At 73.2% G+C, this 14747-nt stretch carries 13 protein-coding genes; 5 read left to right on the top strand and 8 right to left on the bottom strand.

Translation table 11 applies throughout. The annotated features are described in order from the left end of the window. Positions 1 to 15: 15 nt before the first annotated feature. Positions 16 to 402, bottom strand: a complete 387-nt coding sequence (locus tag TNCT6_RS03305) for a hypothetical protein (RefSeq protein ID WP_141356391.1) — start codon at positions 400 to 402, stop codon at positions 16 to 18. A gap of 147 nt (positions 403 to 549) precedes the next feature. On the opposite strand from TNCT6_RS03305, the gene TNCT6_RS03300 reads away from it, so the two are divergent. Further along, positions 550 to 783 (top strand): hypothetical protein, encoded by a 234-nt coding sequence (locus TNCT6_RS03300; RefSeq protein WP_172632787.1) that lies wholly within the window; start codon positions 550 to 552, stop codon positions 781 to 783. Positions 784 to 928: 145 nt separating this feature from the next. After that, positions 929 to 2479: an LCP family protein gene (locus TNCT6_RS03295; RefSeq protein WP_141356389.1), complete on the top strand. Its 1551-nt coding sequence runs from the start codon at positions 929 to 931 to the stop codon at positions 2477 to 2479. A 118-nt stretch (positions 2480 to 2597) separates the two neighbouring features. On the opposite strand, the gene TNCT6_RS03290 is transcribed toward TNCT6_RS03295, so the two are convergent. Beyond that, positions 2598 to 3677: an LAETG motif-containing sortase-dependent surface protein gene (locus TNCT6_RS03290; protein ID WP_141356387.1), complete on the bottom strand. Its 1080-nt coding sequence runs from the start codon at positions 3675 to 3677 to the stop codon at positions 2598 to 2600. Positions 3678 to 3822: 145 nt separating this feature from the next. On the opposite strand from TNCT6_RS03290, the gene TNCT6_RS03285 reads away from it, so the two are divergent. Beyond that, complete coding sequence (locus TNCT6_RS03285; protein WP_141356385.1) at positions 3823 to 4644, top strand: phospholipid scramblase-related protein; 822 nt, start codon at positions 3823 to 3825, stop codon at positions 4642 to 4644. A gap of 7 nt (positions 4645 to 4651) precedes the next feature. On the opposite strand, the gene TNCT6_RS03280 is transcribed toward TNCT6_RS03285, so the two are convergent. Then, positions 4652 to 5632, bottom strand: a complete 981-nt coding sequence (locus TNCT6_RS03280) for a hypothetical protein (RefSeq protein ID WP_141356383.1) — start codon at positions 5630 to 5632, stop codon at positions 4652 to 4654. Positions 5633 to 5950: 318 nt separating this feature from the next. Here TNCT6_RS03280 and TNCT6_RS03275 point away from each other — a divergent pair, with 318 nt between their 5' ends. Further along, positions 5951 to 6592 (top strand): TetR/AcrR family transcriptional regulator, encoded by a 642-nt coding sequence (locus TNCT6_RS03275; protein ID WP_141356381.1) that lies wholly within the window; start codon positions 5951 to 5953, stop codon positions 6590 to 6592. A 144-nt stretch (positions 6593 to 6736) separates the two neighbouring features. Here the strand turns inward: TNCT6_RS03275 and TNCT6_RS03270 are convergent, their stop codons facing one another. Then, the gene (locus TNCT6_RS03270) at positions 6737 to 7762 is read right to left on the bottom strand and encodes a DUF2510 domain-containing protein (protein WP_141356379.1); all 1026 of its coding nucleotides are present in this window, start codon (positions 7760 to 7762) and stop codon (positions 6737 to 6739) included. Positions 7763 to 7946: 184 nt separating this feature from the next. Here TNCT6_RS03270 and TNCT6_RS03265 point away from each other — a divergent pair, with 184 nt between their 5' ends. Next, positions 7947 to 10634: an AAA family ATPase gene (locus TNCT6_RS03265; protein ID WP_141356377.1), complete on the top strand. Its 2688-nt coding sequence runs from the start codon at positions 7947 to 7949 to the stop codon at positions 10632 to 10634. Between the two features lie 258 nt (positions 10635 to 10892). On the opposite strand, the gene pcaD is transcribed toward TNCT6_RS03265, so the two are convergent. The 4 genes from pcaD to pcaH are packed head-to-tail and all read right to left on the bottom strand — an operon-like array spanning position 10893 to position 14739. Further along, entirely contained in the window at positions 10893 to 12008 is a 1116-nt protein-coding gene (gene pcaD, locus TNCT6_RS03260) for a 3-oxoadipate enol-lactonase (protein WP_141356375.1), read from the bottom strand. Then, entirely contained in the window at positions 12005 to 13357 is a 1353-nt protein-coding gene (pcaB, locus tag TNCT6_RS03255) for a 3-carboxy-cis,cis-muconate cycloisomerase (protein ID WP_141356373.1), read from the bottom strand. Before pcaB ends, pcaD begins: the two co-directional genes overlap by 4 nt. Beyond that, entirely contained in the window at positions 13354 to 13959 is a 606-nt protein-coding gene (gene pcaG / locus TNCT6_RS03250) for a protocatechuate 3,4-dioxygenase subunit alpha (RefSeq protein ID WP_141356371.1), read from the bottom strand. Before pcaG ends, pcaB begins: the two co-directional genes overlap by 4 nt. A 6-nt stretch (positions 13960 to 13965) precedes the next feature. Beyond that, positions 13966 to 14739 (bottom strand): protocatechuate 3,4-dioxygenase subunit beta, encoded by a 774-nt coding sequence (gene pcaH, locus TNCT6_RS03245; RefSeq protein ID WP_141356369.1) that lies wholly within the window; start codon positions 14737 to 14739, stop codon positions 13966 to 13968. Between the last annotated feature and the right edge of the window lie 8 nt (positions 14740 to 14747).

Raw genomic sequence — 14747 nt, 5'->3', positions numbered from 1 at the left:
TCGTCCGCCGTCCCGTCAGGAGTGCGGCGCGCGACCGCGCCGGAACGGGTTCCGGAGCCGGCGTGGTCCGCGGCCCGTGGCCCGTGGCCCGCCGACCAGCAGGAGGCGGGCGGTGTCCTCGGGGCCCAGCGGGGCTCGGCCGGGACGGCGGGCCCAGAAGCGGGCCAGGTGGCGCTCCAGGTCCTTCCGGCCGTCCTCGTCGGTGAGCGCGGCCAGGACCAGGCCTTCCTCGCCGTCCGGGGCGCGCAGGTCGACGAGGCGCCCCTCGGCGGTGAAGGCCGTGTACTCCCCGTCCACCACGTCCATGGCCTCCAGCCCGTCCTCCGCGGCCCGGAGAGAGGGGAAGACGGCAAGTTCCTCGTCCCGGTCGAAGACCATGACGATGTCGGCAGGATGACTCACGCCGCCCATCTTCCCCGGTCAGGTCCCCAATTCGCCAGCGGGGCAAGGGGGATGGCGGATCATGGGTCCGACGGCTCCCCGCCCCGAAGCCCCGGTGGGCGGGAATTCCCCTCGGGTCAACAATTGCGCAACCCTTAAACTGTCCCCATGGAATCTGGTGGTGGCGTGATGGGGCGGGAGGCCGCGGTGCTCGCGGGCGGGCCGGCGGACGGTATGCGGGTCAAGGTCGCCGGGCGGCCGTGGGTGCTTCAGGTGTCGTTCCCCTGTCAGGCGGAGGCGTCGCGGGACGGCGTACGCGTGGAGGCGGTGTACGTCTACCGCCGCGACCCGCGCGTGAAGGGCGAGCCCCTGCGATACGGCTTCGACGTGGCCAGTCCCTGACCGTCCCGCCGGATCGGGGTGCGGGCCGGCCGCACACCCCGTCGCGGATCCCCCTCATCGACTATTGCTACATTGCGCAAACGTACAACCATTGGGTGGGGTCAGTCGTCCCCTCTGTACGAGTACGACGGATGAGGGTGCGCGCATGACGACCAGCCACAAGACCGCTCCTTCGCGCCGCCGGAGCAAGGGCGTCCCGCCCCAGCGCCGGGGCGGCTCCCGCCGCCGCGCCTCCGGCGGCCGCGGCGGACGCAGTCGCGGACGGACGGCCCTCGTCATGGCGCTGTCCCTGGTGGTGCTCGGCACGGCGGGTCTGGGCTGGCTCTATCTGAAGCTCAACGGCAACATCAACACCTTCGGCGCCGACGGCCTGTCCGACAACCGGCCCGAGGCCGGCTCGTCCAAGGGCGAGAACGTCCTGGTCATCGGCTCCGACGCGCGCGTGGGCGGCAACGACGCGCTCGGCGGCGGCAGCAAGGACGACATCGGCCGCTCCGACACCGCGTTCCTGCTGCACGTCTACGCCGACCATCGGCACGCCCTCGCCGTGTCCATCCCCCGGGACACCCTGGTCACCATCCCGCCCTGCAAGCTCCCCGACGGCGGCTGGACCGAGTCGCGGCCGAACACGATGTTCAACGCCGCGTACTCCGTGGGCAACACCGCCGAGGGCAACCCCGCCTGCAGCCAGAACACCGTCGAGCACCTCACCGGGCTGCGCGTGGACCACACCGTCGTCGTCGACTTCAAGGGATTCGCCGCGCTCACCGACGTGGTGGGCGGGGTGCCGGTGTGCGTGCCGCAGGACATCTACCAGAAGGACCTCAACCCCAACCGGGCCAGCCGCGGCTCGCTGCTGTTCAGCAAGGGCGAGCAGAAGGTCTCCGGGAAGCAGGCGCTGGACTGGGTCCGGATCCGGCACGGCATCGGCGACGGCTCCGACATAGGCCGGATCAAGCGCCAGCAGGCGTTCGTCGCCAGCCTCATCAAGAAGGTCAAGGCCGACGGGTTCACCCCGACCAAGCTGTTCCCCCTCGCCGATGCCGCCACCAAGTCGCTCACCGTGGACCCCGGTCTGGGCTCGGCCGACAAGCTGCTGTCGTTCGCGATGTCGCTGAAGGACGTCGACCTGCACAACACCAAGTTCGTCACCATCCCGTGGCGCTATGAGGGGGCGCGGGTCGCCATCGTGGAGCCGGACGCCTCGGAGCTGTGGGCCGCGCTCAGGGCCGACCGCACCATCGACGGCAAGGACGCGGGCGGCAAGAAGAGCAAGAAGGGCAAGGCGGCTGCCTCCGCATCCCCGGACGCCGGTCAGGGCGACCTGGGGAAGGGCATCGACGTGGGTGTCTACAACGGAACCACCACCCCCGGCCTCGCCACCCGCGGCGCCTCCGTCCTCACCGGCCGCGGCTTCACCGTCACCGGCACCGAGAACGCGGGCAGCCAGAACCACGCCATCACCATCATCCAGTACGGTCCCGGCCGACAGGCCGAGGCCGAGACGGTCGCCAAGCTCTTCCCCGGGGCCGAACTCCAGGCCCTGACCGGCCCGGGCATCAACGTGGTCCTGGGTGAGGACTTCACGGCCGCCGCGGACGGTGCCTCGGCCGAGCCGACCTCCGTGCCCACGTCGGTGGCGGCGGACGCCCGCTCGGCCGACGACGACCTGTGCTCCAACTTGTCCTACGGGTAGGGCGGGCGTGCCGGTACGGCGCCGAGCCCGCCCGGCATCCGGCCGGACACCGACGGCGAAGGGCCGCACCCGCTCTCGCGGGTGCGGCCCTCGTGATTCAGCGCGTCAGGGACGCGAATCAGGCCGTGGCAGCGCCGCTGCCGGCCTTGCGGCGACGCACGACGAACACGGCGCCCGCGCCGACGGCGACCGCGGCACCGCCCGCGAGCGCGATCATCGGCAGCGCCGAGCTGGAGCCGGTCTCGGCGAGGTGGCCCTGCGGGACGATCTGCTTGTCGCCGGCGGGCTTGGCCGGCAGCGGCTTCCGGCCGCCCTGCGGCTTGGCGTCGGCGGGCTTGCCCGCGTTGGTGCCGGCCGCGAGGACGTCGAACAGGTAGAAGTCGTCGTCGGTGGCGAAGACACAGTTGCCCTTGTCATCGGCGTACATGCCGATGGAGATTGCGACGCCCATGCCGGCCGGGGCCTTCTTGTCCACGTTCAGACGCAGGTCGATGGAGAAGGACTCCTTCGGCTTGACGTCGGTGTAGCCGACGTAACCGATGGCGTCATCCCTCTCGTCCAGGGAGATGTTCTCCCACGTGCCGGTGACCGGGTCCTTGAACTGCAGGGTGAGGTGGCTGCTCTCGTCGGTGAACTCCTTCTCCCCGACCAGGGCCGCGAACACGCCCATGTCGACGCGCTTGTAGGAGTTGTCGCCGGAGTTCGTGACGTTCAGCTTGAAGTTGTGGAACCCGCTGCCCGCGACGACCTTCGAGGGCAGGCCGGTCAGGCTGGTGCGCAGGTTCTTGTCCTGCTTCTGCTCCTTGCCCTCCTTGCACGCCTGGGGGCCCGGCGTCTCGGACGGCGAGGCGCTGGGGGTGGGGGTGGCCGACTCCTTGTCGGTGGTGCCCGCGTCCTTCGAGTCGGACCCCGTGTTCGCGGACTTCTCGCCGGTGTCGTCCGACTTGTTGTCGTCGCCGGTGGTGGTGTCGTCGGCGCTCTTCGACGGGTCCTCGGCCTCGGTGGTGTCGTCGGCGCTCTTGGACGTGTCCTCGGGCTCGGCGGTCTGGCCGTCGGCGCCGGTGGAGCCGCCCTCGGTCGTCTCGGTGACCGCCGGGGTCGGAGAGCCCGTGGCGAAGGCGGCGGGGGCCGCAAGAAGCACAGCGGGTGTGATGGCTGCCGTGGCTGCTGCGAGCGCCAGAGAGCGGCGAATCTTCATGCGATCCTCGAAAATAAAGTGGCCAATGTATTCGCAAAGGAGATCGCCGAGGGCCGTGAAGGGTTGCCCAGAAATCCACAGGTCAATGTGTGGCGTGCATCACTCACGCGCATGGGTTCCGCCTGCCCGGCGGTAGTGTGCGCCGGTGAGTACGTATTCGAACACACCGGCAGGTTGGTACCCGGATCCGCACGGAGCGGCCCAGACGCTGCGTTACTGGGACGGTTCCCAGTGGACGGAGCACACCCACGCCGACCAGCAGGCCCACGTCGCGCAGCAGGTGCCGCCGCAGCCGGCTGCCCACGACCCCCGCGTGCAGCGGCAGGTCCAGCACCAGGCCGGGGTCGCTCCGGGCGCCCAGGGCGGCGGCTCGCTGTTCAGCGAGCCGGTGCTCGTGGTGAACCAGAAGGCCAAACTGATCGAGCTGACCAACGAGTACGAGGTCTTCGACCAGCACGGCAGCCGGATCGGCACGGTCACCGAGGTCGGGCAGAGCGCGCTGAAGAAGGCGATGCGGTTCGTCTCCAGCCTCGACCAGTTCATGACGCACAGGCTCGAGATCCGCGACGCCTACGGCACGCCCCAGTTGGTGCTCACCCGGCCGGCGAAGGTCTTCAAGTCGCGGGTGGTGGTGTCCCGTCCGGACGGCTCGGAGATCGGTGAGATCGTCCAGCAGAACGTCTTCGGCAAGATCAACTTCGCGATGAACGTGAACGGGCAGCAGGTCGGCGCGATCAAGGCGGAGAACTGGCGCGCCTGGAACTTCGCCATCGTCGACCACGCCGACAACGAGGTCGCCCGGATCACCAAGACCTGGGAGGGCCTGGCCAAGACGATGTTCACGACCGCCGACAACTACGTCCTGCAGATCCACTACCAGCTGCCCGAGCCGCTGCTGAGCCTGGTGGTCGCCACGGCGCTGACCGTCGACACGGCGCTCAAGCAGGACTCGCGCGGCTGGAACTGACCGCCGGTCACAGCGGGGTGAGGTGTCCCGGTCCCAACGGCCGGGACGGCAGCGCGGGTTCCTGCGCGGGCGGTTCCGTCTCCAGGGCGAGCACGGCGGCCACGGGATGGTCCGGGTCGCCGCCCGGTGCGATGTGCTCCGGGCCCGGTACGGGGTTGGCGTCCGTGGGTCGCGGGGTCGCCCGAGAGAGCGCCACGACCCCCCAGGAGGCGAGGGCCGCGCCCGCCGACGCCAGCAGCACGCCCGTCGCGCCGCCCCTCAGCCCCTGGCCCAGCAGGGTGAGCCCGATCAGCGCGGCCGCCGCCGGGTTGGTCAGTGTCAGCACCGCGAGCGGGGCGCCGAGGCCGTCCCGGTAGGCGGTCTGCGACAGCAGCAGGCCACCGGTCGCGAAGGCCGCGACGAGCAGCGCCACCATGATGACGTGGGCGCTGAGCAGGGGGCCGGAGTGGTCCGTGGCGGCCACCGTCACCGTCTGGGTCAGCGCGGAGGCCACGCCCGAGGCGACCCCCGACGCGGTCGCGTGCCGCAGGCCCGGTCGCGCGCCGGGCCGTGACAGCGCGCCGATCAGAACGGCCGTGGCACCCGCCACCGACAGTGCCTCGAGGGGGCTCAGCACGCGTACCGGGGCCGGCCCGGAGGCCGCGAGGAGCAGGGCGGCCAGTCCGAGCAGCGTGCACGCGGTGCCCCGCCACTCCGCCGCCGCGACCCGTCGCCCGGCCATCCGCGCCCCCAGCGGCACGGCGGCCACCAGGGTGAGCGCGCCGAGCGGCTGGACCACGGTGAGCGGACCGTACTTCAGGGCCGCCACGTGCAGCAGGGCCGCCGATCCGTTCAGTGCGACGGCCCACCACCAGGTGCCGGCGCGGAGCAGTCCGCGCACACCCGTTCCGCGGGTGCGCGCGGCAAGCCGTTCCTGGGCGACCGCGGCGGTCGCGTAGGCGACGGCCGAGAACAGCGACAGGACGACGGCCGTCAGGGCCGCGTTCACCGGCCCGCCCCCGCCGGGGCGTTCCCCTCGGCCGGCCGGGACTCGCGGGCGAGCGGGCGCCGCGCCGGTCCGTCGGGCTCCGTTTCGGCGGCCTCGCTTCCGGGTGTCATGCCAGGCCCTCTCTCATGGTGGTGCGTCGGGTGGTGCTGTCCGCACCCATGTCGATGTACGGTACATCGACACGAGAGCGTACCGATACGACAGTGTACCGATACGCACGCGTACCGGTACACTGTCGTATCGATGGACCTTCGCCACACTGGAGAGCGGCCCGGAGTCCGGGCCTGAACTCCCGGGACACGAGTGAGGAGCGCAGCGATGACATCGCAGGCCGCGGACGAGCCGGAGACGGTTGTCGCCCCGCGCCGCTCCAAGCTCACGCCGGAGCGTGAGCAGGAGTTCTTCGACGCCGTGCTCGAACAGATCCGCGAGCACGGCTACGACGCCGTCACCATGGAGGGAGTCGCCGCCAGCACCCGGTGCAGCAAGTCCACGCTCTACCGGCAGTGGCGGACCAAGCCGCAGTTCGTGGCGGCCGCCCTGCGGTCCAGCGGCCGCTGCCGCTTCGCCGGCATCGACACCGGCTCGCTCGCCGAGGACCTGCGGCGGGTCGCACTGGCCACGGGCGAGTGGTCGGGCCGGGACACCCGCCTCCTCCAGGCGCTCGGGCACGCGATCACGCTGGACCCCGAGCTGAAGCGGGCGCTGCGCGAGACGCTGGTCGAGCCGGAGATCGCCGCGCTGCGGGAGATCCTGCGGCTCGGGGTGGAGCGCGGCGAGGTCCGCGCGGACAATCCGGCACTGGAGTTCGTGCCCGCGCAGCTGTTCGGCGTCCTGCGCATCCGGCCCGTGCTGGAGGGGGAGTACGCCGACCCGGACTACGTGGTCCGGTTCCTGGAGGCCGCGGTGCTGCCCGCACTGGGCCTCGGTTCACGACTCAGGCCACCGTCCCCGGGATGACCGGGCGGTGACCTGTCCGCGCCGCACCGTGGGGACGGGGGCGGCGCACACCCCCGGCCGGGCGGGGTACCTCTGGAGCGGAGAGGTGCCCCGCCCGGTCACTTCGGATCCGGGTACGACTCGGACGCCGGCTCCGGCGTCGGCTCAGACGCTCTGGCCGTTGCCACCGCCCGAGGAGGGCTCGATGCCCCGGGTGATGTCGTCGATCACGGACTGCGGCTCCCCGACGTCGAGGCCGAAGCGGACGACGACGAGCTGCCGGGAGTCGTGGGGCGAGGGGAAGGCCAGCGACTCCACGTACCCGTCCGCGCCCTTGCGGGTGACGGCCTTCCAGCGGACCAGGTAGCCCTTCTGCCCGGCCACGGTCACCGCCTTGGAGGCCAGCACCTGGTGGGATGTGATGCCGCCGTAGGCCTCGCCTCCGTAGGAGTCCTCGGCGTTCGCCGATATGTCGGCCTTGGCGACCTGCTCGGGCGTGCTCCCACGGACGCCCAGTGCGAGCGCGGGAGCCGAGTAGGCGCCGCCCTTGGTGCAGTCCTTGGAGGTGTCGCCGGGGCACTTGTAGGAATCGTTCGACGTGACCTGGGCGCCCACCCCCAACTCCTGGCCGTACCAGCCGTCGGGCACGGGCAGGCTGATGCCGCTGACCGCGTCGGTCACCGAGCCGCTCTTGATCTTCGGCGCCTCGGACGGCCCGCCACCGGACCCGCCGGACCCACCGGAGTCGCCCGAGCCCCCGTCCGGGCCGCCGAAGGGGCCGCGTTCCTCGCCCGTGCCGCCCCGGTCGTCCGGGCCCTGCCGGGACGACCCGGCACGGCTGTCCTTGCCGCTGACGTCGTTGGCCAGCGCGTACACGCCGACGCCGATGCTCGCCAGCACCGCGGCCGCCACCGCGACGGCGATACCGATACGCAGGCCGCGGCGCCCGGAGGCGGGCGGCCGGCCTGGATGTCCGGGGTACGCCGGATAGCCCGGGTACCCCGGATACCCCTGCTGGGCCGGGTACGGCCCGGGGGCCGTCTGCTGCCCCGGGGGACCCCACACGGCGGCCGATCCGACGGGACGGGTCTGGTCCGTCCATGCCCTGCCGTCCCACCAGCGCTCGGTGGCGGGGCCGTCACTTGTCTGCCCGGGGTCGGGGTACCACCCGGGAGGAGTCACCTGCGTCATGTGCCTACCGTATGAGGCGTCGGTGAAAGCCCGATGAGAGGACCCCGGTCCGGCTCCCGGCGCGGCAGTCTTTACCGCAGGTCACCCGTCGAGGCAACAGGTGTCGGGACGGGCCGCCGCATCGGCCGCTCGGGGGCTACGCTCGAAGTCTGCATGCCGTCGGGCGACTTGGGGAGGTAGCGGGATGACGGAGGTACGGCCGGGCACGGCCGCCTCGGGCTCGCTGTGGGAGCGTGACGAGGAACTCGCCGCCGTCGTACGCGCGATCGACGTCCTGTGCGCCGACCGCGCGTCCTCGGGAGGGCTGCTGGTCCTGGAGGGGGAGGCCGGTCTCGGCAAGACCGCCCTGCTGACCGAGATCCGCCGTATCGCCGGTGACCACGGCTGCGCGGTGTGGTCGGCGCGCGGCGGGGAGACCCTGCGCTCCGTCCCCTTCAACGTGGTGCGGCAGCTGCTCCAGCCCGCGCTCCTGTCGCTGATGCCCGAGGAGGCCCGCGAATACCTCGGCGACTGGTACCACATCGCCGGCCCCGCCCTCGGCATCGCGGAACCCCGGGACGGGCAGGCCGACCCGCAGGGCGTGTGCGACGGACTGGTCGCCGCCGTGCGCCGGCTGGCCGAGCGCGAGTGGCCGCTGGTGCTGCTGATCGACGACGCCCACTGGGCCGACGTGGAGACGCTGCGCTGGCTCGCCGCGTTCGCCGAGCGCCTGAAGGACCTGCCCGTACTGCTCGTGGTGACCCGCCGGCCCGGCGAGTTCGGCGGCGAGGGCGCCCGGTGCCTGGACGCGGCCGTCGCCGCCGCCGGTGTACACACCCTGAGCGCCCTGACCCCCGAGGCGACCGCCGGACTCACCCGCACCGCCCTCGGCCCGCACGCCGACGCCCCGTTCTGCCGCGAGGTCTGGGCGGTCACCGGCGGCAACCCGTACGAGACCGTCGAGCTGCTCGCCAAGGTGCGCGACAGCGAACTCGAACCGGTCGAGGCCCAGGCCGCAGAACTGCGCGCCCTGAACCGCTCGGCCCGCGGCGGCGGCCTCGTCGCCCGCCTGGAGGAACTCGGCATCGACGCCACCCGGTTCGCCTGGGCCGCCGCCGTCCTGGGCACCGGCATCTCCGTGGAGCTCGTCGCCCGGCTGGCCACCATGTACCCCGACGACGCCGAGCGCTGCGCCGAACTGCTGCGCCGCGCCCGCATCCTCACCGAGCCGGACCCGGCGACCACCCGGGGCGGCGGGGACCTGGAGTTCGTACACCCGCTGATCGCCACCGCCGTCTACAACTCCATCCCGGACGCCCTGCGCACCGCCATGCACGGCATCGCCGCCCAGGTGGTCGCCGACTCCGGGTTCGGCGCCGCCGCGGCCTCCCGACACCTGCTCCAGGTACACCCGGACGACGACCAGGAACTCGTCGAGCAGCTGCGCCAGGCGGCCCGCGAGCACCTCGCCGTCGGCGCGTCCGACGCGGCCCGCCAGTGCCTGGAACGGGCCCTGCTGGAGCCGCCGACCCCCACGACGCACGCGCGCGTGCTCCACGAGCTGGGCTGCGCCACCCTGCTGACCGCGCCCGCCACCACCATCGAGCACCTCCAGCGGGCGCTCGCCATGCCCGGCCTCGACGGTGCCACCCGCGTGGACGCCGTGTGGCGGCTGTCCCAGGCCCTGCTCCACAACGACCAGCTGGAGGAGGCCGTCCGCACGGTCGAGGCGGAGGCCGCCCGCCACGAACCGGGACCCACCCGCATGCGGTTGCAGGCCGTCCAGTACATGTGGGAGGGCCTGTACACCGGCGGTACCAGCTCCCCGGACCGCTCCGAGCGGCTCGCCGGACTCGCCGCCGGCTGCACCGGACGCGACAACTCCGAGCGCGCCCTGCTGATCCTGCGCGGCTTCGACGCCATGACCCGCGGCGAGAGCGCCGAGGAGGTCGTCGAGATGTGCGACCGGGCCCTCGTCAACGGCCGCCTCGCCCCCGGACTCGGCTGGACCGACACCGAGTGGGGCATCGAACTGCTGCTGATGCTCGCCAGCGCCTACGCCTACTGCGACCGCCTCGACCGGGCCGAAACCCTCTACACCGAGGCTCTGCGTGCCTACGAGACCGCCGGCTGGAGCGGCGGCCACCTCGCCCTCGCCCACGCCTACGTCGGCCTCGGGCACCGCAGGCGAGGCCGGCTGCGGGAGGCGGAGGAGGCCCTGCGCGCGTCGCTGCGCCTGGCCGAGCGCATCGGCCGCGGACTGCCCCTGTACTGGACCGCGACCTGCAACCTCGTCGACACCCTGCTCGCCCGCGGCCATGTCGAGCGGGCCTGGGAGGTCGCCGAGCAGCACGCCTTCGCCCCGCCCTACCCGTCCACCATCGTGCTGCCCGATCCGCACAGCGTGCGCGGCCGGCTGCTGCTGGCCCTCGGCCGCACCGAGGACGCCGTCAACGAACTGGAGGCGGCCGAGAAGGCGGCGGCCGCACGCGGCCACCAGAACCCGGTGACGGTGCCCTGGGCGGCCGACCTGGCCCGAGCGCTCGCCACCGAGGACCCCGAGCGGGCCGGCCGGCTCGTCGCCGACCTCCGCCGCCAGGCCGAGCGGTTCGGCACCGACACCGCCATAGGAGAGGCACTGCGCTGCGCCGCGGCCCTGGAGACCGGCCGGCGCGCGGTCCGGCTGGCAGCCCAGGCCGTCACCTATCTGGAGGCCTCCCCCTGCCAGTACGAACACGCCGCCGCCCGCGTCGAGTTCGGCATCGTCTCGCGCTCGGCCGCCGAGCTGGGCCGGGGCCTGGCACTGGCGCGCTCGTGCGGAGCGGACGGCCTGGCGGAGCAGGCGGCGCGACTGCTGGAGTCGGAACACGGACCGGGCCAGGCCCCGTCGTAGTGCCCGTCCGGCGGACCATGCCGCGTGCGCGGGGTCGGGTACGCCCGTCCGCGTCCTGCGGGCGCACGCACCGGACCTCGCGCACCCGAGCCGACGGTGACTGTCGCCGACCCGCGACTCGATGCGCCGGACGGGCGCCGGCTCACACCCGGGAGCCGGCACTCGGGAGCCGGCCCGCTGCCGCCGATGTCCGCGCCGGCTTCGGCGGACGGCGGGGCGGCCCGCCGACGCTGCCGCGGCCCGCCGGGTCACGCCTCGTCACCCCTCCCCGGATTCCTCCGCCAGCACCCGCTGGGCCACCGCGAACGCCGAGTTCGCCGCCGGGACGCCGCAGTACACGGCGCTCTGGAGCAGCGCCGCGCCGATCTCCTCGGGGGTGAGCCCGTTGCGGCGGGCCGCTCGTACGTGCATGGCCAGTTCGTCGTAGTGGCCGTGCGCGACCAGCGCCGTCAGGGTGATCAGGCTGCGCTCGCGGCGGCTCAGCGTCGGGTCGGTCCAGATCTCGCCCCAGGCGTAGCGGGAGATGAAGTCCTGGAAGCGGGCCGTGAACGGGGTCTGCCGGGCCTGCGCCCGGTCGACGTGCGCGTCGCCGAGCACCTCGCGGCGCACCTCCATGCCCCGCCGGGGAGCACCGTCGAGGTGGGTGCGCAGCGCCGCCAGGACCGCCTCGGGACACTGCGCGGGCGCCAGGTGCGAGGCGCCGGGGATCTCCACCAGCGCCGAGCCGGGCACCGCGTCGGCGATCTGCCGCAGATGCGCGGGCGGGGTGGCCGGGTCCTCGCGGCCCGCGACGAGCAGTGTGCGCGCGCCGATCCGAGGCAGCAGGTCGGTCAGGTCGAAGGCGGCCAGCGCGTCGCAGCAGGCGGCGTACGCCTCCGGGTCGGCCTCCCGGTGGTCCCGGACCAGCTCCGGCACGGTGAAGTCACCGGCGAACCACCGGGCGTCGGCGCTCTCGGCCAGCCAGTCCAGCCCGTCCCGCCGGACCCGCTCGGCCCGCTCCTGCCACGCCTTGGCGCCGTTGAAGTGGGCCGAGGAGCAGAGCACGGCGAGCGAGTCGACACGTTCGGGGTGGTGCACGGCGAGGTGCAGACCCACCGCACCGCCCAGCGACACCCCGGCGTACGCGAACCGTTCGATGCCGAGCGAGTCGGCGAGCGCCAGCACCAGGCCGGCGAGGTCGCCGACGGTGGCGCCGGGACCGATCAGCCCGGCCGGCGAACCCCCGTGCCCGGGCAGGTCCCAGCGGACCACCCGGTGGGAGATCGCCAGCTCGGGCGCGACCTTGTCCCACAGCGCGTACGACGTGCCGAGGGACGGCCCGAGCAGCAGCGGGGGAGCGGAGGCGGGGCCTTCGAGAAGGTGGTGCAGGGTCAACGTCGCTCCAGGGCACGGTCGGTGAGAGTTCCGGCGGAGCCGGTGTAACAGGCCGGGTCGGTGAGCTCGCCCAGATCCACGTCCTTCAACTCGGGCTGTTCTGACAGGAGTTCGCTGAGGTTCCGGTTCTCGGTGTAAATGCGCCGGGCGAGTTCGGTGAGCAGCTCCTTCGCCCGGGCGCGGCCGAGCAGCGGGGCCAGCTCGGCCGACAGCCGCTCGGAGACGATCAGCCCGTGGGTCAGCCCGAGATGGGCGCGCATCGCCTCCGCGTCCACCCGCAGCCCCTCGGTCAGCTCCGCGGCGTCGCGGGCCGCGCCGCCGACGAGCCGCAGCAGCTCCCGCAGCGGCTCCCACTCGGCGTGCCAGGCGCCGGGCGGCCGTTCGTCCCGCGCCGCCAGCGACCCGTAGAGGGTGGCCGCGAGGTGCGGCGCGCGCCGGGCGGCGGCCGCGATCAGCGTGGACCGCACGGGGTTCGCCTTGTGCGGCATGGCGGAGGAACCGCCGCCACTGCCCTCGGCGAGTTCGGCGGTCTCCGTGCGGGTCAGGCCCAGCACGTCCACGGCGATCTTGCCCAGCGCCCCGGCGGTGAAGGCGAGGCACCCCGCGAGGTCGGCGACCGGGGTGCGCAGAGTGTGCCAAGGCAACAACGGCTCGCACAGGCCCAGTTCACGGGCGTACGCGGTGACGAGCGCGGTCGGGTCCTCGGCGCCGTACGCGGCGAAGGCCGCCAAGGTCCCCGCCGCGCCGCCGAGTTGGACGGGCAGGGAATCCCGCACCCGGGTCAGGCGGTCCCGGGCGTCCAGCACCAGCGACCGCCACCCGGCCGCCTTCAGGCCGAACGTCGTCGGCACGGCGTGCTGTGTCAGCGTCCGGCCCGGCATCGCCGTGTCGCGGTGCTCGGTGGCCGTCCGGGCCAGCGCCTGCTCGGTGCGGGCCAGGTCGGCGAGGACCAGGTCCAGGGTGCGCACGGCGACCAGCATCGTCGCCGTGTCCATGATGTCCTGGCTGGTCGCGCCCCGGTGGACGCAGGGGCCGTACTCCTCGCCCACGGCCTCGGTGAGGTCGGCGACCAGCGGGATGACCGGGTTTCCGCCGTCGCGGGCGCGCTCCGCGAGCGCCCGCACGTCGAAGCGGCCCGGATCGGCCGCTCGGGTCACCGCCTCGGCCGCCCGGCCCGGGACGAGGCCCAGCGCGGCCTGGGCCCGGGTGAGCGCCGCCTCCGCGTCGAGCAGGGCCCGCAGATAGGCGGAGTCGCTCGTCGCGGACGCGGCGGGGGAGCCGGCCCAGCCAGGACCGAGCAGACCGACGTCGAGACCGACGGCGGCGGGATCAGTGGCAGGTGGTGTCACCGGAACTCCAGGAAGACCGTCTCGCCCTCGCCCTGAAGGCGGATGTCGAAACGGTATGCCCCACTGTCCTCCCGCGCGGCGATCAGCGTGCCGCGCCGCTCCTCGTCCACCTGGGCGAGCAGCGGGTCGGCGGCCAGCGCGGCCTCGTCACCGGGCAGGTAGATCCGGGTGAACAGGTGCACGAGCAGCCCGCGGGCGAACACGCACACGCTGAGGTAGGGGGCGTTCCGTCCGCGCGCGCCGGGCCGCAGTGTCCGCGCGTACCAGTGGCCGTCGACGTCGGTCTGGATGCGGCCGAAGCCGGTGAACTCCACTCCGTTGCGGCCGAGGTGGTCGCCGGAGGCCGGGTCGCGCCGCATCGAGCCGTCCACGGCCGGCAGGTTGCCGTCCGGGTCGGGCCCCCACACCTCCACCAGGGCGTCCGGCAGGGGCCGCCCCTCGCCGTCGTACACGTATCCGTGCACGGTGACCGTGTCCGGGTGCCCCAGGGGCGCGATCTCCTCGCCGCCGCGGAAGGGGAGCGCGTAGCCGTAGAAGGGGCCCACCGTGTGCGACGGAGTGGGCAGCACGTTCTCGGGGCTGCTCGTGTCGATCTTCGTCATGGCAGGTCAGCGTCCTTCTTCGATCCAGGTGGCGTGCGGGCCGTCCAGCACGATGTCCCAGTGGTAGCCGAGCGAGAACTCCGGCACCGACAGGCTGTGGTCGTAGGTGGCGACCAGCCGCTGCCGGGCCGCGTCGTCCGTCACGGACTGGAGGATCGGGTCGTACGGGAACAGCGGGTCGTTCGGGAAGTACATCTGTGTCACGAGCCGCTGCGTGAACGCCGTGCCGAAGACCGAGAAGTGGATGTGGGCCGGACGCCAGGCGTTGACGTGGTTGCGCCACGGGTACGGGCCCGGCTGGATCGTGGTGAACCGGTAGAAGCCGTCCGTGTCGGTCAGCGTGCGGCCGACGCCGGTGAAGTTGGGGTCCAGCGGCGCGTCGTGCTGCTCGCGCTGGTGGGCGTAGCGGCCCGCGGAGTTGGCCTGCCAGATCTCGACGAGCTGGCCGCGCACGGGCCGCCCGTCGCGGTCGAGCAGCCGCCCGGAGACGGTGATCCGCTCGCCGATCGGCTCCCCCGTGTGCTGGCGGGTGAGGTCGTTGTCGATCCCGGTGATGTCCCGCTCGCCGAACGCGGGCGAGGACAGCTCGACCAGTTCCGGGTCCTTGGCGGCGTCGATGGCGACCAGCGGCTGCTTGGGGTGGCGCAGCACCGAGGAGCGGTACGGCGCGTAGTCGCGGCGCGGCTGGTGCTCGACCGGCGCGCCGTCGGCGACACGCTTCTGGTACGCGGCGTGCTCGGCCGCGATCTCCTGGTCGATGTCGTGCTGAGTGAGAGCCATGGGGTTTC

The organism is Streptomyces sp. 6-11-2 (assembly GCF_006540305.1).
GTDB lineage: Bacteria > Actinomycetota > Actinomycetes > Streptomycetales > Streptomycetaceae > Streptomyces.
Note: the sequence above shows the minus strand (reverse complement) of the source record. Positions and strands in the feature narration are given on the sequence as shown.

What these genes read in the sequence shown, in the direction of transcription:
- TNCT6_RS03295 (WP_141356389.1), top strand. Translation starts at nt 929, where the DNA reads ATGACGACCAGCCACAAGACCGCTCCTTCGCGCCGCCGGAGCAAGGGC.
- TNCT6_RS03265 (WP_141356377.1), top strand. Translation starts at nt 7,947, where the DNA reads ATGACGGAGGTACGGCCGGGCACGGCCGCCTCGGGCTCGCTGTGGGAG.
- pcaG (WP_141356371.1), bottom strand. Translation starts at nt 13,959, where the DNA reads ATGACGAAGATCGACACGAGCAGCCCCGAGAACGTGCTGCCCACTCCG.
- TNCT6_RS03290 (WP_141356387.1), bottom strand. Translation starts at nt 3,677, where the DNA reads ATGAAGATTCGCCGCTCTCTGGCGCTCGCAGCAGCCACGGCAGCCATC.
- TNCT6_RS03270 (WP_141356379.1), bottom strand. Translation starts at nt 7,762, where the DNA reads ATGACGCAGGTGACTCCTCCCGGGTGGTACCCCGACCCCGGGCAGACA.
- TNCT6_RS03300 (WP_172632787.1), top strand. Translation starts at nt 550, where the DNA reads ATGGAATCTGGTGGTGGCGTGATGGGGCGGGAGGCCGCGGTGCTCGCG.
- TNCT6_RS03275 (WP_141356381.1), top strand. Translation starts at nt 5,951, where the DNA reads ATGACATCGCAGGCCGCGGACGAGCCGGAGACGGTTGTCGCCCCGCGC.
- pcaH (WP_141356369.1), bottom strand. Translation starts at nt 14,739, where the DNA reads ATGGCTCTCACTCAGCACGACATCGACCAGGAGATCGCGGCCGAGCAC.